At 32.6% G+C, this 18,763-nt stretch carries 20 protein-coding genes; 6 read left to right on the top strand and 14 right to left on the bottom strand.

Annotated features, from left to right (window positions below; all coding sequences use genetic code 11):
- The first annotated feature begins 32 nt into the window (after window positions 1–32).
- A complete protein-coding gene (locus FUA26_RS15640; protein WP_186826862.1) occupies window positions 33–185 on the top strand; it encodes a hypothetical protein in 153 nt (50 codons plus the stop codon).
- Here the strand turns inward: FUA26_RS15640 and FUA26_RS04455 are convergent.
- The 14 genes from FUA26_RS04455 to hemA form a co-directional block, all read right to left on the bottom strand.
- Window positions 180–1,859, bottom strand: coding sequence for an ABC transporter ATP-binding protein (locus FUA26_RS04455; RefSeq protein WP_147132108.1), 1,680 nt, complete (start codon window positions 1,857–1,859; stop codon window positions 180–182). The two genes, FUA26_RS15640 and FUA26_RS04455, sit on opposite strands and share 6 nt — an antisense overlap.
- Before the next feature lie 25 nt (window positions 1,860–1,884).
- A complete protein-coding gene (locus FUA26_RS04460; RefSeq protein WP_147132111.1) occupies window positions 1,885–2,598 on the bottom strand; it encodes a 3'-5' exonuclease in 714 nt (237 codons plus the stop codon).
- Entirely contained in the window at window positions 2,595–3,746 is a 1,152-nt protein-coding gene (locus FUA26_RS04465; RefSeq protein WP_147132114.1) for a serine hydrolase domain-containing protein, read from the bottom strand. The genes FUA26_RS04460 and FUA26_RS04465 overlap by 4 nt, the downstream gene beginning before the upstream one ends.
- Window positions 3,747–3,808: 62 nt before the next feature.
- On the bottom strand, window positions 3,809–4,330 hold the full coding sequence (locus tag FUA26_RS04470; protein WP_147132117.1) for a DUF4442 domain-containing protein: 522 nt from the start codon (window positions 4,328–4,330) through the stop codon (window positions 3,809–3,811).
- A complete protein-coding gene (locus FUA26_RS04475; RefSeq protein WP_147132119.1) occupies window positions 4,331–4,804 on the bottom strand; it encodes a methylated-DNA--[protein]-cysteine S-methyltransferase in 474 nt (157 codons plus the stop codon).
- A 6-nt stretch (window positions 4,805–4,810) separates the two neighbouring features.
- The gene (locus FUA26_RS04480) at window positions 4,811–5,923 is read right to left on the bottom strand and encodes a CNNM domain-containing protein (protein ID WP_147132122.1); all 1,113 of its coding nucleotides are present in this window, start codon (window positions 5,921–5,923) and stop codon (window positions 4,811–4,813) included.
- A gap of 78 nt (window positions 5,924–6,001) precedes the next feature.
- Window positions 6,002–6,991 carry a porphobilinogen synthase gene (gene hemB / locus FUA26_RS04485; RefSeq protein WP_147132125.1) on the bottom strand — a complete coding sequence of 330 codons (990 nt, stop codon included), beginning with the start codon at window positions 6,989–6,991 and terminating at the stop codon, window positions 6,002–6,004.
- 53 nt (window positions 6,992–7,044) lie between these two features.
- A complete protein-coding gene (hemF, locus tag FUA26_RS04490) occupies window positions 7,045–7,947 on the bottom strand; it encodes an oxygen-dependent coproporphyrinogen oxidase (protein WP_147132128.1) in 903 nt (300 codons plus the stop codon).
- Window positions 7,947–8,630 (bottom strand): hypothetical protein, encoded by a 684-nt coding sequence (locus tag FUA26_RS04495; protein WP_147132131.1) that lies wholly within the window; start codon window positions 8,628–8,630, stop codon window positions 7,947–7,949. The genes hemF and FUA26_RS04495 overlap by 1 nt, the downstream gene beginning before the upstream one ends.
- A 5-nt stretch (window positions 8,631–8,635) precedes the next feature.
- Entirely contained in the window at window positions 8,636–9,172 is a 537-nt protein-coding gene (locus FUA26_RS04500) for a GNAT family N-acetyltransferase (RefSeq protein ID WP_147132133.1), read from the bottom strand.
- Entirely contained in the window at window positions 9,162–9,917 is a 756-nt protein-coding gene (locus FUA26_RS04505; protein WP_147132137.1) for an EI24 domain-containing protein, read from the bottom strand. The genes FUA26_RS04500 and FUA26_RS04505 overlap by 11 nt, the downstream gene beginning before the upstream one ends.
- Before the next feature lie 147 nt (window positions 9,918–10,064).
- Window positions 10,065–11,090, bottom strand: coding sequence for a uroporphyrinogen decarboxylase (hemE, locus tag FUA26_RS04510; protein ID WP_147132140.1), 1,026 nt, complete (start codon window positions 11,088–11,090; stop codon window positions 10,065–10,067).
- Window positions 11,091–11,157: 67 nt separating this feature from the next.
- Window positions 11,158–12,732 carry a hydroxymethylbilane synthase gene (gene hemC / locus FUA26_RS04515; RefSeq protein ID WP_147132143.1) on the bottom strand — a complete coding sequence of 525 codons (1,575 nt, stop codon included), beginning with the start codon at window positions 12,730–12,732 and terminating at the stop codon, window positions 11,158–11,160.
- Window positions 12,725–13,987: a glutamyl-tRNA reductase gene (gene hemA / locus FUA26_RS04520; protein WP_147132146.1), complete on the bottom strand. Its 1,263-nt coding sequence runs from the start codon at window positions 13,985–13,987 to the stop codon at window positions 12,725–12,727. The genes hemC and hemA overlap by 8 nt, the downstream gene beginning before the upstream one ends.
- A gap of 191 nt (window positions 13,988–14,178) precedes the next feature.
- Between hemA and FUA26_RS04525 the strand changes: the two genes are divergently transcribed.
- The 5 genes from FUA26_RS04525 to FUA26_RS04540 all read left to right on the top strand — a co-directional run bounded on the left by FUA26_RS04525 (window position 14,179) and on the right by FUA26_RS04540 (window position 18,762).
- Window positions 14,179–15,075: a helix-turn-helix transcriptional regulator gene (locus tag FUA26_RS04525; RefSeq protein ID WP_147132148.1), complete on the top strand. Its 897-nt coding sequence runs from the start codon at window positions 14,179–14,181 to the stop codon at window positions 15,073–15,075.
- 216 nt (window positions 15,076–15,291) lie between these two features.
- Window positions 15,292–15,453, top strand: a complete 162-nt coding sequence (locus FUA26_RS15645) for a hypothetical protein (RefSeq protein ID WP_186826851.1) — start codon at window positions 15,292–15,294, stop codon at window positions 15,451–15,453.
- A gap of 61 nt (window positions 15,454–15,514) precedes the next feature.
- Window positions 15,515–16,534, top strand: coding sequence for a ferrochelatase (gene hemH, locus FUA26_RS04530; RefSeq protein WP_147132151.1), 1,020 nt, complete (start codon window positions 15,515–15,517; stop codon window positions 16,532–16,534).
- Window positions 16,535–16,539: 5 nt separating this feature from the next.
- A complete protein-coding gene (locus tag FUA26_RS04535) occupies window positions 16,540–17,088 on the top strand; it encodes a CopD family protein (protein ID WP_147132154.1) in 549 nt (182 codons plus the stop codon).
- A 189-nt stretch (window positions 17,089–17,277) separates the two neighbouring features.
- On the top strand, window positions 17,278–18,762 hold the full coding sequence (locus FUA26_RS04540; protein WP_147132158.1) for a sensor histidine kinase: 1,485 nt from the start codon (window positions 17,278–17,280) through the stop codon (window positions 18,760–18,762).
- Window position 18,763: the final 1 nt, after the last annotated feature.

Consider the following 18,763-nt stretch of genomic DNA (forward strand, 5'->3'; position numbering starts at 1 on the left):
CTAAATCTATCATGAACTTAACCTACAAAAATATGGAACCAAATCTACCTGAACTGCCAACGGCAGAGGCGGCTTCTATAGAGTCGTCTTCATTTCACGAAAGTAAAATAAAGGAAACGCTTCAAGATAATTTGAGGTTTTTTAAAAGTTTGTTTTACTTAACAAAAAAAATATTCATGCTATAACCCTTTGGGTATAGCATGAATTAATTTTTTAGTGTAATTTGTTTGCGGATTGTTATAAATTACATCAGCATCATCAAGTTCTTCAATTTCACCTTTATTCATTACCAAAAGTTGATCGCTCATATATTTTACAACTGCTAAATCATGCGAAATAAAAATATAAGTAAAGCCAAAGGTTTCTTTTAAGTTATTTAACAAATTTAAAACTTGTGCTTGTACTGATATATCTAGAGCAGATACAGACTCATCGCAAACTATAAGTTTGGGTTGTAAAGCAATTGTGCGCGCAATACCAATACGCTGCCTTTGCCCACCTGAAAACTCATGCGGATAACGGTTATAATGTGTTTCATTTAACCCAACGTTATTTAAAATTTCAATAACTTTCTCTTTACGCTCTTTATTAGAATTGTAAAGTTTATGAACCTTCATAGGTTCTAAAATAGCTTCACCAACTGGTATTCTTGGGTTTAATGATGAATAAGGATCTTGAAATATTATTTGAATATCTTTTCGCAGCTTTTTTATAGCACTTTTAGAGAGCTTTGTAATATCTGTTCCTTTATAAATTATTTGGCCAGCAGTAGCTTTGTCTAATTGTAAAATAGCATTGCCTAAAGTAGATTTTCCGCAACCAGACTCGCCAACCAACCCTAAAGTTTCTCCTTCATACAGTTTAAAACTAACATTGTTTACCGCTTTAAATGTTGTAGGTTTTGAAAACCATCCAGATTTTGACATGTATGTTTTTTCTACATTAATAACCTCTAAAAGTGGCGGTTTGTTGTATAATTTTTTATGTTGAAGTTTACGTTGTTCGGTTGTAATTTCAGTTTTTACAATAGTATTACTCAAATAATCTTGAATAGTTGGTAATATTTTTAACCGAGTATGTAATGAAGGGCGCGCGTTTATAAGTGCCTTAGTATAATTGTGTTGCGGGTTATTAAAAATGCTTGTAACATTGCCTTCTTCAACAATATTGCCTTTATACATTACCAAAACCCTATTGGCAATTTCAGAAATTAAAGCCAAATCATGCGTTATAAATATAACGCTCATTTTTGTTTCTTTTTGAAGGCTTTTTAGCAGTTTTATTATATCTTTTTGTACCGTAACATCAAGTGCTGTTGTAGGCTCATCGGCTATTAAAATATCAGGTTTGCAGGCAATGGCCATAGCAATCATAACACGTTGTTTTTGTCCGCCAGATATTTCATGCGGGTATGATGAAAACACGCGTTGAGGTGTTGGTAACTTTACTTTTTCAAAAAGCGAAATAACTTCGGTTTTAATTTCAGATTTTGATAATGTAGTATGCTGAAACAAAATTTCTTCAACTTGTTTTCCGCAGGTCATTGTTGGGTTTAAAGAACTCATAGGTTCTTGAAAAATCATAGCTATTTTTTTGCCTCTTATATTTTGAAAAGCTTTGTTTGAAAGTGTTGTTATTTCAGTTTCATTATAAAAAATGTTACCCGATGTTATTTTTGAAATGACTTTGGGTAACAAGCCTAAAATAGCTAATGATGATACCGATTTACCCGAACCAGATTCTCCAACTATACCTAAAATTTCATTTTCATATAGATTATATGATATGTTATGAATTACATCATTTTTTCCAAAGGAAATAGATAGGTTTTTAATTGATAAAATAGGTGTTTTTTTCATAAAATGATGTTGCTAACTTGCAATTTTAAATATGAATAATTTCATCATCGGTTAATATATTAGCACCTTGAAATTTTAAGAAAATTTGAGCAACTGCTATCGTGTCTTTTTCACAATAGGTAATAATTCTATCAATATTTTTTTCTTCGTAGTAAACACCTCTAACTTCGCTGCCATCAATATCGTCTTTTGGTGAAGGAATACCTAAAACATTGGTTAATAATTTTAATGATGTGTAGGTTTTATAATCGCCAAATTTCCAGAGTTCTAAAGTATCTAAATGCGGAACTTCCCAAGGTTTTTTACCAAACAAATTGAGTTTATACGGTAGTTCAATATTATTAATAATCATGCGGCGTGCAATGTACGGAAAGTCAAACTCTTTACCGTTATGAGCACAAAGTAAATGCTTATTTTGGCTAAAATGTGTTGTAATTAAATTTTTAAAATTTTGAAGTATTTTGGGTTCATCACCAAAAAATGAAGTTACTCTAAATTTTCTGATGTCGCCTTGCATTTTGAAATACCCAACTGAAATACAAACAATTTTACCAAACTCAGCCCAAATACCAGCACGTTCGTAAAATTCTTCGGGTGTAAACTCGTCTTTTCTTTGATATTTTGATTTTTGTTCCCAAAGCGCTTGTTTTTCTTCATCTAAATCTGAAAAATGGGGTTGTTCAGGAACGGTTTCAATATCTAAAAAAAGTATGTTTTCAAGGTTAATTTTGCTAATCATTCACCAAGCATTTTGTAAGCTTCTTCAATATACGTATTTATATCTGAAGTGAAATGTCCTACAACATTATTTACGCCTTTTGAGTGGCCAAGTCTTACAATAATAACATTATCATTAGGTTCTACAATAACGTATTGGCCCAAATGCCCACGCATCATAAAAAAGTGTTTGTTTCCTATGGTTTGTAACCACCAACCGTAACCGTAAACATTACCATTTGGGTAAACGGGTTTTAATGATTTTGCTACAAAAGCAGAGTCTAAAACCTGTTTGCCATTCCATTTGCCATGATCTTTATAAAGTTTGCCAAAACGTGCAAAATCTTTGGCATTACTGGCAATGCAGCAATAGGCTTTTACTAAATCATGGTTTTCACTATCTACTTGCCAAAGGGCTTGGTTTTCGCAGTTTAGTGGTTTCCAAAAGCTTTCAGTTAAATAATTATACAGTTTTTTACCTGTAGCTTTTTCAATAACCATGGCTAGCATTTGCGTATCGCCACTAGAATATTTAAAACTTTTACCAGGTTCTTTTTCCATTTTAAGGCCTAGCATTACTTTTTCTAAATCGTCATCAAAATAGGCACGTGTTACAATTGAAAGCGGTGAGTAATATTGCTCATCCCAGGTGGTGCCTGATGCCATACTTGATAAATGACCTACCGTCATTTTTGCAGCTAAACCTTGGTTAAACGTAGGTAAAAAATCACTAACAGGCTGATTTAAATTTTTTATGTAACCATCTTGTATAGCTTTACCTAAAAGTCCTGAAACGTAGCTTTTGGCCATAGAAAATGAGTTAGACTTTGAGTTTTCGTTAAAACCGTCATAATAGTTTTCAAACCAAATACTATCATTTTTAATGATAACATAGGCAATGGTACCGTTTGCTTTGTTTATATTGTTTAGTGTGCTTGTTTCTTTAACCGTGTTGTAGTTTTTATGATTTGGCCACGGTTGTGGTGTACCAATGGCTATGGGTTGGTTATCAAATTTTTTATAGTCTTCTAAATAAGCTGTTGAATGTCCTGTTAAATAGATAGTTCTAACGGCTTTTATTAGGTAATCTGTATCAGTAGCATAAAGCACAATAATTACCAAGCCTAAAAAAACAAGAAACCATTTAATTAGTTTTTTTATAAATCTCATTTTAGTTAATAGTTTTAGGAATAACTAAATATACTAAAAAATTATGCACGCATAATAATAGGCTATTTTTTTTGCGCTTTTTGTTTGCGTTTGGCTTTGTAGTAGCTTTTGTTTGCTATGTAAAGCGTTTTGGTAAGTTCGGCAATAATTACACCGTTTTCAGTAACAATATTTAGTTTTTTTACAAAGTCTGTTTCGTTATTTATGGCTACATCTTTAATTATTTGAGTTATTTCACTTTCAGAAATTAAAAATTTAGCATAAACATCTTCTCTTGCGGGTCTTTTATATTTTATGGTGGCATCTTTATCCCAAACTACATAATCATCGCCTAAAATATTTATAAGTTGAATCATGAAAATAGGATCTGTGGTAGAAAACAAACTACCACCAAAAATGGAACCTACGTAGTTGCGGTTTTTATAGCTAATAGGTATTTTTACGGTTACACGTCTTAAATCATCAGAAACCCGAATAATTTTTCCGGTAGTACGTTTATACATTGATGACCAATTAAAGCCATACTTGTAAATTTGTGCATCGGTAAAAAAACGTCTTAATATTTTTACTAGTTTTTGATACATTTAAAATAGTGTTTGTTGTTTAAACGGATTTTCATGATTTAAAAGCCATTGCTTTCTGTGTAATCCGCCAGCATATCCTGTTAAATTGCCGTTAGAACCAATAACTCTGTGGCAAGGTACAATTATCCAAATTGGGTTTTTTCCATTGGCATTAGCAACGGCTCTTATAGCTTTAACATCGCCTAATTGTTTAGATAACTCTAAATATGAAACGGTTTTACCATAAGGAATATTTTGTAAAGCAAGCCAAACGTTTTTTTGAAACGGTGTGCCTTCGGGGTTTAGTTTTAAACTAAAATTTTTACGATTACCGTTAAAATACTCGTTTAATTGTGTAGCACAATCTTCAAGGGTTTCAGGAATTACATCTGTAATAGTTTCTTCAGAATTTAAAACAGTAACTGATGAAATACCATCAATATTGCCAATAATTTTGGTAAAACCCAAAGGCGATTTGATGATACAACTTTCCATTATGTTTTATTCTTCGTCTTTTAAAATGCCTAGTTTTTTAGCTCTGGCTTCCCAGTTTTTTCGGGCTTGTACTTGTAAATCTGAAACATTATCACTTTCGTCCATAATTTCAAGTCCTAATAAGGTTTCAATTACATCTTCCATTGTAACTAAGCCGCTTACTGTACCGTATTCATCAACAACCAATGCCATGTGGTTTCTGGTTTCAACAAGGTTTTCAAACAGTTTAGGTATGGGCATATCACGGTCTACAATAATAATATCTCGTTTAATTTCGGCTAATTTTTTTTCGCCATTATTAAGAGCCATTTCTTTAAAAACTTCATCTTTTAAAACAAGGCCTTTAATGTTATCTTCATTATCAATATATACGGGTATTCTAGAAAATCTTAAATTTAAATTTCTGTTGAAAAATTCTTCAACAGTGGTAGTTTCACTTTCGGTTTTCATTACCGTTCTAGGTGTCATTACATCTTTAGCTTTAACCTCTTTAAATGTTAAAAGGTTTTTAATTACTTTACTTTCAGATTCTTGAAAAACACCTTCTTCATGAGCCATATCTGCCATGGCATGAAAATCTTCTCTACTTAAAACACTGCCATGGTGCCCTTTACCGCCAATTAATTTGGTTGTAAGTTGTAATAACCATAAAATGCCTGTCCATTTTAATGGGAATATTAAGATTTTTAAAGCTTTTGCTGTAAAGTTAGAAAGCCCTTTCCAGTAGGTAGCTCCAATGGTTTTTGGAATAATTTCAGAAGCAACTAAAATTAAAATTGTCATTATTGAAGACACAACACCAACCATTAATTCTTCAGTAAATTCTATACCAAAAATAGATGTTGTTTGGCTTCCGTACATTTCAACATAAGCTACTTTGGCTTGTACACCAACCAAAATTGCCCCAACAGTGTGTGCAATAGTGTTTAGTGTTAATATTGCAATTAACGGGCGGTCTACATCTTTTTTTAAGGCTTCTAACTCTAAGGCATAGGCTTTACCTTCTTTCTTTTTAACATTAACAAATGTTGGGGTTACGCTTAGTAAAACAGCTTCTAAAATAGAACATAAAAAGGAAAAGAAAATGGATATAACGCCGTAAAAAATAAGTAAGGCCATGAATTTGATTTGTTTGTGGCTAATTTACAAAATCAAATTTATAACCTTAAAAAATTTTATAGTGCTTTAAATTTTTTATTAACTAATTAGTTTTACTACATCTTTTGCAAAATAACTGGCTATAATATTGGCACCGGCGCGTTTAAAAGCCATGGTGGTTTCTAGCATTACTTGGTTGTGGTTAAGCCAACCCTTTTCGGCAGCAGCTTTAATCATGGCGTATTCGCCAGAAACTTGGTATACAGCCACAGGAACATCAACTTCATTTTTTATTTCACGCAGAATATCTAAATACGATAAACCTGGTTTAACCATAACAATATCGGCACCTTCATCAATATCCATTTCGGTTTCACGAATGGCTTCAAAGCGGTTACCAAAATCCATTTGATAGGTTTTTTTATCCTTCGGAATATCAACCATATCTACAGGAGCAGAGTCTAAAGCATCACGAAATGGCCCATAAAAGGCAGATGCATATTTAGCAGAATAGCTCATAATACCTGTATTAATAAATCCTTCATCTTCTAAGGCTTCGCGAATGGTAAGAATGCGTCCGTCCATCATATCACTAGGTGCTACAAAATCGGCACCAGCTTTGGCGTGTGAAATACTCATTTCTGCAAGAAATTCGGCAGTTTCATCGTTTACTATTTGTCCGTTTTCAATAATACCGTCATGTCCGTATGCCGAGTATGGATCTAAAGCCACATCAGTCATTACCAACATATCGGGGCAAGCATTTTTTACGGTTTTAATGGCGCGTTGCATTAATCCGTTTGGGTTTAAAGCTTCAGCACCTTTGTTGTCTTTTAAATTATCGGGCACTTTTACAAATAGTAATACCGATTTTAAGCCTAACTTCCACAGTTCTTTTACTTCGTTTTCTAGTAAATCTAAGCTATAACGATAGTAGTTTGGCATAGACGCAATTTCGTCTTTAACACCTTTGCCTTCAACTACAAAAAGTGGTACTAAAAAATCGTTTGGAGTTATAATGGTTTCTCTAACCAAGCTTCTTATGGCTTCGTTAGTTCTTAATCTTCTGTTTCTTCTTAAAGGATACATGCTTTTAAGTTAAAAAGTTAAAAGTGTAAAGTTAAATGTTGCTTACAAAAACTCTACACCCATTCTATAGGTTTTTTTAATACTTCAATTAATTTTGCTTCTTCACTACCGTCTTCCGGTTTATGGTTGTAAACCCATTGTACATGTGGTGGTAAACTCATTAAAATACTTTCTATACGTCCGTTTGTTTTTAAGCCAAACAAAGTCCCTTTATCATGTACTAAATTGAATTCGACATAACGACCACGACGTATTTCTTGCCAATTGCGTTGTGCTTTTGTGTATGGTAATTCTTTGCGTTTTTCTACAATAGGAAGATAAGCTTCAAGGAAACTATTGCCAACTTCGGTTACAAAATCGTACCAGTTTTCCATACTCATCTCATCTGTTGCTTTGCAGTAGTCAAAAAATAATCCGCCAATACCTCGTGCTTCGTTACGATGTGTGTTGTGAAAATATTCATCGCAACGGGCTTTGTATTTTGGGTAAAATGCTGTATTGTGTTTATCGCAAGCGGTTTTACATGTTTGGTGAAAATGTTTTGCGTCTTCTTCAAACAAGTAATAAGGCGTTAAATCTTGTCCGCCACCAAACCATTGGTCAACTATATTTCCTGTTTTATCATACATTTCGAAGTAACGCCAATTTGCGTGTACAGTTGGTACCATTGGGTTTTTTGGATGAATTACAAGACTTAAACCGCATGCAAAAAAATCGGCATCTTCTACGCCAAAATATTTTTGCATACTATCTGGTAATTTACCGTGTACACCAGAAATATTTACACCGCCTTTTTCAAACACATTTCCGTTTTGGATGACGCGTGTACGACCGCCGCCACCTTCGGGTCTTACCCAAATATCTTCTTCAAATTTGGCGTTACCGTCAATAGCTTCTAAACCAGCAGTAATTGTGTTTTGTAAATTTTGTATGTATTTGTAAAATTTATCTTTCATTATCTAATACGTTCTTTGTTTTTAAAAACTTTATAAGACTTAATATTTTTTAATGTTTCGAATTTTTTAATGGTTTTTTCGGGTGGTTTTTTTCTTAAAAAATAAACTTCAACCAACGAAAGCCCTATGTAATATAAAAAGCCAAAACACATGGTAACGTGTGGTTTTTCAATAAACTCGCCAGTAGCATCAATATTTTTTAAAAAGTTGGTTTCATTTAAAAAAGCAGGTGTTAAACCTAAAAAAGGTATAGATGATTGCAGTATTAACACCACAAAAATCAATACAAAATAAATGCCCATTGATGATATGGCATTAAAAATAACTCTGGCTTTAATTTGTAATGGTACGTTTGAAAAAGCAAAACGCATACGGTTTAAAATTACAAAGCAATAGAGAATTAAAATAGTATTGTCTTTTGAAAAACTATTAAAAGCTAGTGCAAAAATACCATAAAAAGGCACGAATATAAATAATGATAATTTTTTTGGCATTACAGCCATAAAAATACCAGAGTGTACCAGCACAAACTCAAAAAGCATGAGTGTAATATATGAGCTTATTTTTTCAATATCATTTGGTGTAGGCTGGTACCAAAGCATAAAAAACTGGTAGGCCATAACAAGGTTTAATGCCAGTGCGCCGTATTGAAATGGTTTATCGTATTTTTCAATAATATTCATGTAGGTTATAACTTTTGTAATTGATAAAGCTCCATGTTTAGAGGGTTTTCACCAGGAGGCGTGTATGCATTTTCTAAAGTTTTAACCCATATAAAGTTACAGTTTTTTGCTACTTTAACACTACTTAAATTGGTTTTGTGTACTATAATTTGAAGGGTTTTAATACCAAGTTCATTAAAAGCATATTGCGATAAATAATTAACCGATTTTGAAATGATACCTTTGCCTTCAAAATTATAATCTATGGCATAGGCGAATTCACCTTGTTTTGTTTGCCAGTTAAGTTCTTTTAAATAAATGAGGCCTATTATTTTTTTGGAATTAGTGGGTTTTAAAGTGAATAAAAATTCAGACTTAGTGGCATGTTCTTTTTCCTTTTTATTTACAAAGATTTCAGAAAGTTCTGGGGTTAAATTTTGCTGAAGGGTTATAGGAAAAAAGCGTTTTAATCTATCTTCGTTTGCAACAGCAAAATTACATATAGACCAAGCATCTTTGATATTTATAGCGTGTATTTCAAAAGCATCAAAATTAAACAACATGTTCTGGTTTGTTGTTATTTAATGCTTGAATAGTTTTGGTAGAGGCTGCTGTAACTGATAGTGGTAACACTAAAATAACACCAACAACAGGAATCAATAAACACAATAAAAATACTATACCGTTGCCAATAGCTAAACCACGGTTTTTACGCACAAACTTAATACTTTCTTGATATTTAAAGTGGCGCTCTAGTGTGTAATCCATATTACCAAAACCAGCATAATAAGCTTGCAATAAAAAGAGTAAAAAAGTTGAAAATATATTAACAACTGGAATTAATTTTAAAAGTAAAAGTGGTATTGTATACAAGAGTTCCATGCCTAAATTTCTAACATTAACGCGTATACCTCGCCATAACTGTTCGCTAAACGTAGTGTTACGGTGGTAATGTACTGTTTTGCCAGTTATGTGTGCTTCAATTTTTTCTGAAACAGGACTCATAAATGGGGCAGAGAGCGCCATGATAATGTGTTTAAAAAGTATTAAGCCTATAACTAAAACAATGAGTCCGCCAATAAATGAACTTATGGTTGTGAAGGTTTCATGGCCCCAATTCCAAATCCAGATTTTGGCTATAAATTGCCCAATATTATCAGATAAATTATAAGCCAAACCAAAAATAAGTATAAATGTTATGAAGCTTATTAACATAGGAACAGCAAAATATTTCCAGAGTTTTAGTTTTGAAATTAAACCGAAAGCTCCAAAATAAGCTTTTATCCCTGATATAATATTTTTTACCATGCGTTCTTTGTTTGCGTTAGCGATTGAACGGTCTGTTTGAGCTCCTCGCAGAGAGCGAGTAGTGAAAGCGCGACCTACTTTTTTACGTCTATTAGTTGAAATTTATGACTAATTGTTACTAAAAAAGTAGGTAACGCCCTAAAAATTTTAAGCTTTATAGTTTTTTACAGCATCTATAAATGCTTGTGCGTTTTCTAAAGGTATGTCTGGTAAAATACCATGACCTAAATTAACGATGTATTTATCTTTACCAAATTGGTTAATCATATCGGTCACCATAGTTTTAATTTTTTCTGGTGAAGAATATAATCGTGTTGGGTCAAAATTACCTTGTAAAGTAATGTTATTGCCAGTTAAATAACGTGCGTTTCTTGGAGAGCAAGTCCAATCTACACCTAAAGCAGATGCGCCAGATTTTGCCATAACGTCTAACGCAAACCAGCAACCTTTACCAAATGCAATTACAGGAGCATCGTCTTTTAAGGCATCTATGATTTGTTGAATGTATTGCCATGAAAATTCTTGATAATCATCTGGAGCTAACATTCCGCCCCAAGAATCAAACACTTGCACAGCGTTACAACCTGCTTTTACTTTTTCTTTTAAGTAAGCAATGGTTGTATCGGTTATTTTTTGAAGCATTTGGTGTGCTGCAACTGGATTTGTAAAACAGAATTTTTTGGCTTTGTCAAAGTTTTTGCTGCCTTGTCCTTGTACGCAGTAGCATAAAATTGTCCATGGTGAACCTGCAAAACCTATTAACGGAATTTCGTCATTAAGTTTTTCTTTGGTTGCTTTTATGGCTTGGTATACGTAGTCTAATGCTTCTGTAACGTCTGGTACAATTACATTGTCTACATCTTGTTGTGTACGTATTGGATTTGGTAAATAGGGACCAAAATTAGGTTTCATTTGTACCTCAATATTCATGGCTTGCGGAATTACCAAAATATCGCTAAACAAAATAGCTGCATCCATACCGTAACGGCGAATAGGTTGTACGGTAATTTCGCTTGCTAATTCTGGCGTTTGGCAACGTGTAAAGAAATCGTATTTGGCTTTAATTTCCATAAATTCAGGAAGGTAACGACCTGCTTGACGCATCATCCATACTGGTGGACGTTCTACGGTTTCTCCTTTTAATGCTCTTAAAAATAAATCGTTTTTTATCATATTGTTGTTGGTTGTTTGTTAATGGTTGTTTGTTAACAAGTAACCAACAACTAATAACAAGAAACACTTATGTATAATGTTCATTCACTAATTCAATAACGCTTTCAACGGTTGGTACTTTAGCTATTCTAATATCTGTAAAATGTTTTTTTGCTTCTTTTGCCGTGGTTTCACCAATACAAAATGCTATTACGTTGTTGCTGTTTTTTTGTTTGAAACTTTGTACTGTTGAAGGGCTGTAAAACATAACACCTTCTACGGTATCATCAAGTTGTGTTGCATCAAATTTGGTTTGATATGCTTCAACTTCATTTACTTTTATGTGATTGTTTTCTAGAATTGTTGGTAAATCATCTAACCTTAAATTACTGCAAAAGTATGTAACTTCGGTGCCTTCAATATATTCCACTAAATAATTAGCCAAAGCTTTGGCGTTTTTTTCAATGTGCTTTACGGTTCCAATTTTATTTTCAATTAAACGTTTTGTACGGCGACCAACACAGTATATGTTTTTAAACTGTAATTCTTCTTTTGAAAAATTGGTTAATAATGCATCAACGGCATTTTTACTGGTAATAATTACGTTGTCTATGCTGTTTTTTACTACGTGCTTTGGTATGCGGTTGGGGTTGGTTTTTATAAAATCTGAACTTTCTACTTTTATTTTATCATTTAGTAATAAGCGTTGATCTTCGGTTAATGTTTTTGTGGAATATACGTTGGTTTTCTTGCCTTCGTTTTTAATATCATCCATTAAACGTTTGCCACCGCGCTCAATAATGTAACTTGATGCGTAGGTTGCAATTTTATCATGATTGCCAAGTTTTTCAACACGCTTTACTTCAATTTTTTTGCTTCCGTCTTTACTTAAAAGTATGCCTTTAAAGTTTACTTCGTCATCTTTAATTCTTGCCAAAGCGCCTATAGGAGCCGTACAACCGCCTTCAAGTTTATTTAAAAATTCGCGTTCAATAGTGGTACAAATTTCAGTTTCTTCGTGGTTTAATTGTTGGCAAGCTTCAATGGCAAAAGTGTTTTCTTTTAAAGCAGCAATCATTATAGCGCCTTGTGCAGGTGCAGGAATCATCCAATCTAAATTAATAGATTCTGTGGGTCTTAAACCTATTCTGCCAATACCAGCGGCGGCAAAAATGGCGCCGTTCCAGTTGTTGTTTTTTAATTTTTCTAAACGTGAATTTACATTGCCTCTTAAATCTACCACTGTGTGTGTTGGGTAGCGGTTTAACCATTGTGCACGCCTGCGTAAACTACCTGTAGCAATGGTGGCTGTTGGAGCGCTTAAAAATTCTTCATTGTTTTTAAAAACAAGTGTGTCATTAACGTTACCGCGTTTTAAAACAGCAACTTGCGTAATGCTTTTTGGTAAAATTGTTGGTACATCTTTTAATGAATGTACAGCAATATCAATATCGTTATTTATTAAGGCAATGTCTAAGGTTTTAGTAAAAATACCTGTAATACCAAGCTCATAAAGTGGTTTGTCTAGTACTATATCTCCGGTAGATTTTACTGGAACTAATGTTGTTTTATACCCTAAATTTTCAAGTTGTTGTTGTACGGTTTTGGCTTGCCATAACGCTAATTCGCTATCGCGTGTGCCAATTTTTATGGTTTTAAACATTTTGAGATTGTTCTTCTAGCTGAAACACTTTTTTAATAAGCTCTAAACTATCATCGGTTGCGTTGCTATCGTCTTTTAAATGATGCGCAAAATGATTGGTTATTTTTTGAATAATATTTTTGCTAATTAAAGCGGCTTGTTCTTCGTTAAAGTCTGATAATTTTTTGCGTTGGGTATCAAGTTCAGCAGTTGCAAAATCTGCTAATTTTAATTTTAACGCTTTTATTGTAGGTGCAAACTTGCGCGTTTCTAACCAACTGTTAAACTCTGTATTAACTTGGCTAATTATGGCTTCGGCATGCGGTATGTGTGCTTTACGTTTTTCTAAGGTTTCATCGGTCATTTGTGATAAGTAATCTAAATGTACCAATGTAACATTGTCTAAATCGTTTACGTTTTCGTTTACGTTTTTCGGAATAGATAAATCTAAAATAAGTAATGGTTTTTCAGACTGAATAATATGCTTATCAATAGTTGGCCTGTGAGCTCCTGTAGCAACAATTAAAATATCAGAATTTGATATTTCTTCCTGTAAATTAGCATAATCTTTAACAATTAAATTGAACTTTCCAGCAATTTTTTCGGCTTTATCTTTAGTTCTGTTAATTAGTGTTATATGCTCATTTTTGGTGTGCTTAACTAAGTTTTCGCAAGTGTTTCGGCCAATTTTACCCGTACCAAAAAGAAGTATGTTTTTAGTTGAAACGTTTTCAATATTTTTTAAAATATATTGAACTGATGCAAACGATACTGATGTAGCGCCCGATGAAATTTCAGTTTCAGTTTTAATGCGTTTGCTTGCTTGTATTACAGCGTTTACCAAACGCTCTAAAAACGGATTTAAAAGTGCATTATTTTTTGATAAAATGGCGCTAGATTTTAACTGACTTATAATTTCAAAATCACCTAAAATTTGGCTATCTAAACCAGAGCCTACCCTAAACATATGGCTTATGGCTTCTTTATTTTTATATACGTATGCTACTTTTTGAAATTCATCAACAGTGCCTTCAGTATTATCACAAAGTAGTTTTATGAGCTGAAAAGGGTGTTCGGCAAAACCATAAATTTCGGTACGGTTACAGGTTGATGTTACTACCAAACTTTCAATTTGATTATCTTTAGCTTGTTGTAGTAAATTAAGCCTAGAATCGTCACTTAAACTAAAATGACCACGTATAACGGCATCGGCTTTTTTGTAACTTAAACCAATGGCATAAAAGTTTTTACTTTTTGATATGTTATACTTTTGCATTTTATTACCTAACTGTGGGGAGCAAAAATAAAAGCATCGCTCAAAAAAAAATAACGCTCAAAGAACTTTTAGTATCGTTATAAGTTTTTTAAAGCTATTTTGAGGCAAAATATGATAAATGTCATATTTTTGAGGTAAAATGGCAGGTTTAAAAGCGTTTAATGTAGAATGGATCTAAATAATATTGTGTTATGAATAATCAAATAGATGAAAAAAATATCGCTGCAGGTACTTTTAATGAAACATGTGTAGATGATGGAGTTTTGGTTTTAACCTATAAAAATGAAACCAACGCCATGCAAAATGTTGCAAAAGAAATAGATAGCAGTTACATACAGTTTCACTTTTGCATTAAGGGTGCTACTAAGTTTGTTTTTAATCAGGGTAGATATGTTTTAGATATTCATGAAGAAAACTCATTATTACTTTACAATCCGCAACGCGAATTACCTATAGACTTGCAGGTTGAACCAAATTCATGGATAGTTTCAATACTTATATCAATAAAAAAATTTCACGGCTTGTTTTCTCAAGAGGCCGATTATATTTCATTTTTAAATGAAGAAAATAGAGATAAAAAGTACTATAAAGATGGTGTAATTTCACCATCAATGGCCATAGTTTTAAACCAACTAATTAACTACAGTTTAAACAGCTCTATTAAGCATATTTATTTTAAAGGTAAAGCTTATGAACTTTTAAGTTTATATTTTAATAGAAGTGAAGATGCTAATATTGAGCAGTGCCCATTTTTAATTGATGAAGCCAATGTTGTAAAAATTAGAAAGGCAAAAGATATTATAGTATCTCGTATGGCAGAGCCACCAAGTTTACAAGAATTGGCCGATGAAATAGGCTTGAATATTAAAAAACTTAAAGAAGGTTTTAAGCAAATTTATGGCGATTCTGTTTTTAGTTTTCTATTTGATTATAAAATGGAATTTGCTAGAAAACTCTTAGAATCTGGTGAAAACAACGTAAACGAAGTTGGGTTAAAAGTAGGGTATAGTACTTCAAGCCATTTTATTGCTGCTTTTAAAAAGAAATACGGCACTACACCCAAAAAATACATTATGTCTTTATCATAAAAAGTGTAATAAATTATATGTTATTTGCTTGATATTTAGTGTTTTTGTTGGTTCATTGCAATTAAAACTTTAATCGGTTTTTTAAATTCTGCTTTATAGTAGCATGTATTTAAACGTTAAAAAGTTACAATTTGTAAGCTATTTTAGTGTTAGCTTTAATATTTTTTTAAATTGAAGTTAATTTGCAATAAATTTAAATACAAAACCCCAAGTATTATGAAGTTTTTATCACCTGAAATTGAAGCGTTATACAAATATCATAACAAAAGTACGCAAACAAAATCATTAGCTAGACAAAGCACATCTTGTGGTATTTTTCAAGATTGTGATTACAGTGAAAATAGACCCAGCGTTTATTACCATAATAAACAGAAATAAATCATAGTTTAAATTTATAATACAAAGTGCATTTTTATAATTTGTGTTGTATTTTTACAACATGAAAAAAGGTGTTTTACTTGTAAACTTAGGCTCACCAGATAGCCCTGAACCTAAAGATGTAAAAAAATATTTAGGTGAATTTTTAATGGATGAGCGCGTTATTGATATTCCCTATGTTGCTAGAGCGCTTCTTGTAAGAGGCATAATTTTAAAAACACGCCCAAAAGCATCGGCTGCAGCTTACAAAAAAATTTGGTGGGATGAAGGTTCGCCACTCATTGTAATTTCTGAAAGACTTCAAAATAAAATTCAAAAGCAAGTTGATGTACCTGTAGCCTTAGCTATGCGCTACGGCAGCATGACTATTGAAAAAGGCTTACAAGAGCTAGTTGATAAAGGCGTTGATGAGGTTTTGTTATTCCCATTATATCCGCAATTTGCCATGGCTACAACTGAAACTATTTTAGTAAAGGCCGAGGCGCTTAGAGATATGCATTTTCCAAATTTAAAAATAGAATCGGTTCCTGCATTTTATAACAAAACAGATTATATTGAAGTGTTAGCAAACTCAATAAGCAATCACTTAAAAAATAAGCCATATGAACATTTGCTGTTTTCATATCATGGTGTGCCAGAGCGCCACATACGAAAAAGTGATATAACAAAATCACATTGTAAAATAGATGGTAGTTGTTGTGCAACACCAAGTAAAGCCCATGAGTTTTGTTACCGCCACCAATGCTTAGAAGTAACCCGTTTGGTAGCCGAAAAATTACAGTTAAAAAACGGCATGTATTCAACATCGTTTCAATCGCGTTTAGGGTTCGATCCTTGGTTGCAACCATATACAGATAGAACTATTGAGCGTTTAGGAAAACAAGGCATAAAAAATATGGCCATTGTAACGCCAGCATTTGTGAGCGATTGTTTAGAAACACTTGAAGAAATAGCCATGGAAGGCGAAGAAATTTTTCATGAAGTAGGAGGCAATCAATTTACAACCATTCCCTGTTTAAATGACAATGATGCTTTTGTTAATTTACTATCTAAATGGATAACAAATTGGTATAAAAATTAATGTTAATGGATTATTACAACTACATAAAATCCTTTCATCTTATATTTGTAATAACATGGTTTGCTGGCTTGTTTTACATACCAAGGCTATTTGTATATCAAATAGAAGCATACCACAAACCATCGCCCGAAAAAGAAATATTAGGCAAACAATTAAAACTAATGGCCAAAAGGCTTTGGTACATAATAACGTGGCCATCGGCAATACTATGTACCATTTTTGCAGTATGGCTGCTTATAATAAATCCGGCATGGTTACAACAACCCTGGATGCATGTTAAATTAGCCTTTGTAATGCTGCTGTTTATATATCATGGTTTTACACATGCTTACTATAAACAATTACAAAATGATATCGTAAAAAAAACATCAAGTTATATGCGCATCTGGAATGAGGGCGCCACATTTATACTCTTTGCCGTCATATTTCTAGTTATTTTAAAAAGCAGCATAAATTGGGTTTGGGGCATAGTAGGCATGTTAATTTTAGGCATTTTAATAATGCTAGGTTTTAAAATATACAAACGCATACGGCAAAAAAATCCCGAAGCTTAAAAATTGGGGTGTTACCCTATTGGGTCGGGCTTTCGCTACTCAATCTTTTTCCTTTTTTTTAAAGTAAAAAGGATTTCAAACAAATAGCTCAATCCCTAACACAAACAATATGCTGAGTTCCTTTTTTTAAATAAGTTTTAGCCTGTTTGGTGCGATAATTGCTATATTTATGCAACATCAAAAACTAAAATGAACTTCAAAAAACTATCATTACGCACCCGTATATTTTTGGCAATGATACTGTTAGTGCTATTAGCATCTGTACTAATATCGGCAGTAGCAATTTATCAATATAAAGAGCAAAGTGAAGACTATCATAAAGGGCGTTTAGAGCGTAAAGAAAAAAACATACAAACCCATTTAAAACGTGTTTTAAACGGTCGTCAAAACACCTGGGAAATTAAAACTGAAAATATACCTTACATCTACAAATACGAAATTTATAACGTAGCCGATATTCACAAACTACAAATAAATTTATACGATTTAGAGGGGAACTTACTCCTCTCATCAAAAGCAGGTTTACTACAAGATGCAGAAACAACGTGTATAGATGCCGAAATATTAAATGCCATTTTTAACACCGTACAAATAAACAACGAGTCTCAAATAGCAGAACACAGGTATGTTAATAAACACAATGAAAACGGAGAAACATTTCAATCATCTTACACCTTTTTAACCGACAACCAATCTAAACCCATTGCTATTTTAAACCTGCCATATTTAGAAAACGACGATTTTTTAAATAAAGAGCTAGAAGAGTTTTTAAAGCGTTTAGCATTTGCCTTTGTAGTTATATTTTTAACAGCTATTGCTATTGCGTTTTTACTTTCAAAATTTATAACAAAATCATTAAAAGCTATTAGTGATAAAATTATATCAACACGTTTAGAAAAACGCAACAAAAAAATTGAAATTGATGATACAAGTGATGAAATTTCAATATTAGTAAACTCATACAATAGTATGATTGATGAACTTGAAGAAAGTGCTGTACAATTAGCCAAAAGTGAGCGTGAACAAGCCTGGAGAGAAATGGCAAAACAAGTGGCGCATGAAATTAAAAACCCATTAACACCTATGCGTTTAACGGTGCAAAATTTTCAACGCAAGTTTGATCCAGAAGATGAAACCATTCATTTAAAAGTTGATGAATTTAGCAAAACACTCATTCAGCAAATAGATACCATGAGCTCAATAGCATCGGCATTTTCAAACTTTGCCAAAATGCCTGCGCAACAAAATGAAACACTTAACGTAGTTAAAATTATAAAGTTAGCCCTAGATATTTTTAATGAAGGTTACATTACTTTTTCATCAAATTCCGAAGAAATTATTGCTAAATTTGACAGAACACAGCTTATACGTGTAGTTACAAATTTGGTTAAAAATGGCATACAAGCCATTCCTGAAGGCAGAACACCAAAAATTGCAATAAATGTTTCTACAAATCAAAATAATATTGTTTTAACAATTGAAGACAACGGCACTGGTATTGCCGGAGAAAACATAGATAAAGTATTTGAACCCAAATTTACCACCAAAACTAGTGGTATGGGTCTTGGGTTGGCCATGGTAAAAAATATAGTAGAAAACTATAATGGCTCTATAACTTTTACTACTAAAAAAAATAAAGGAACTACGTTTAAAGTAACATTTCCTAAAACCTAAA

This window comes from Seonamhaeicola algicola (genome assembly GCF_007997385.1).
Classification (GTDB): domain Bacteria; phylum Bacteroidota; class Bacteroidia; order Flavobacteriales; family Flavobacteriaceae; genus Seonamhaeicola; species Seonamhaeicola algicola.

Bases quoted from the DNA above. Each gene is read 5' to 3' on its own strand.
- FUA26_RS15640 (WP_186826862.1), top strand. From the start codon at position 33: ATGGAACCAAATCTACCTGAACTGCCAACGGCAGAGGCGGCTTCTATA.
- FUA26_RS04455 (WP_147132108.1), bottom strand. From the start codon at position 1,859: ATGAAAAAAACACCTATTTTATCAATTAAAAACCTATCTATTTCCTTT.
- FUA26_RS04460 (WP_147132111.1), bottom strand. From the start codon at position 2,598: ATGATTAGCAAAATTAACCTTGAAAACATACTTTTTTTAGATATTGAA.
- FUA26_RS04465 (WP_147132114.1), bottom strand. From the start codon at position 3,746: ATGAGATTTATAAAAAAACTAATTAAATGGTTTCTTGTTTTTTTAGGC.
- FUA26_RS04470 (WP_147132117.1), bottom strand. From the start codon at position 4,330: ATGTATCAAAAACTAGTAAAAATATTAAGACGTTTTTTTACCGATGCA.
- FUA26_RS04475 (WP_147132119.1), bottom strand. From the start codon at position 4,804: ATGGAAAGTTGTATCATCAAATCGCCTTTGGGTTTTACCAAAATTATT.
- FUA26_RS04480 (WP_147132122.1), bottom strand. From the start codon at position 5,923: ATGGCCTTACTTATTTTTTACGGCGTTATATCCATTTTCTTTTCCTTT.
- hemB (WP_147132125.1), bottom strand. From the start codon at position 6,991: ATGTATCCTTTAAGAAGAAACAGAAGATTAAGAACTAACGAAGCCATA.
- hemF (WP_147132128.1), bottom strand. From the start codon at position 7,947: ATGAAAGATAAATTTTACAAATACATACAAAATTTACAAAACACAATT.
- FUA26_RS04495 (WP_147132131.1), bottom strand. From the start codon at position 8,630: ATGAATATTATTGAAAAATACGATAAACCATTTCAATACGGCGCACTG.
- FUA26_RS04500 (WP_147132133.1), bottom strand. From the start codon at position 9,172: ATGTTGTTTAATTTTGATGCTTTTGAAATACACGCTATAAATATCAAA.
- FUA26_RS04505 (WP_147132137.1), bottom strand. From the start codon at position 9,917: ATGGTAAAAAATATTATATCAGGGATAAAAGCTTATTTTGGAGCTTTC.
- hemE (WP_147132140.1), bottom strand. From the start codon at position 11,090: ATGATAAAAAACGATTTATTTTTAAGAGCATTAAAAGGAGAAACCGTA.
- hemC (WP_147132143.1), bottom strand. From the start codon at position 12,732: ATGTTTAAAACCATAAAAATTGGCACACGCGATAGCGAATTAGCGTTA.
- hemA (WP_147132146.1), bottom strand. From the start codon at position 13,987: ATGCAAAAGTATAACATATCAAAAAGTAAAAACTTTTATGCCATTGGT.
- FUA26_RS04525 (WP_147132148.1), top strand. From the start codon at position 14,179: ATGAATAATCAAATAGATGAAAAAAATATCGCTGCAGGTACTTTTAAT.
- FUA26_RS15645 (WP_186826851.1), top strand. From the start codon at position 15,292: ATGAAGTTTTTATCACCTGAAATTGAAGCGTTATACAAATATCATAAC.
- hemH (WP_147132151.1), top strand. From the start codon at position 15,515: ATGAAAAAAGGTGTTTTACTTGTAAACTTAGGCTCACCAGATAGCCCT.
- FUA26_RS04535 (WP_147132154.1), top strand. From the start codon at position 16,540: ATGGATTATTACAACTACATAAAATCCTTTCATCTTATATTTGTAATA.
- FUA26_RS04540 (WP_147132158.1), top strand. From the start codon at position 17,278: ATGAACTTCAAAAAACTATCATTACGCACCCGTATATTTTTGGCAATG.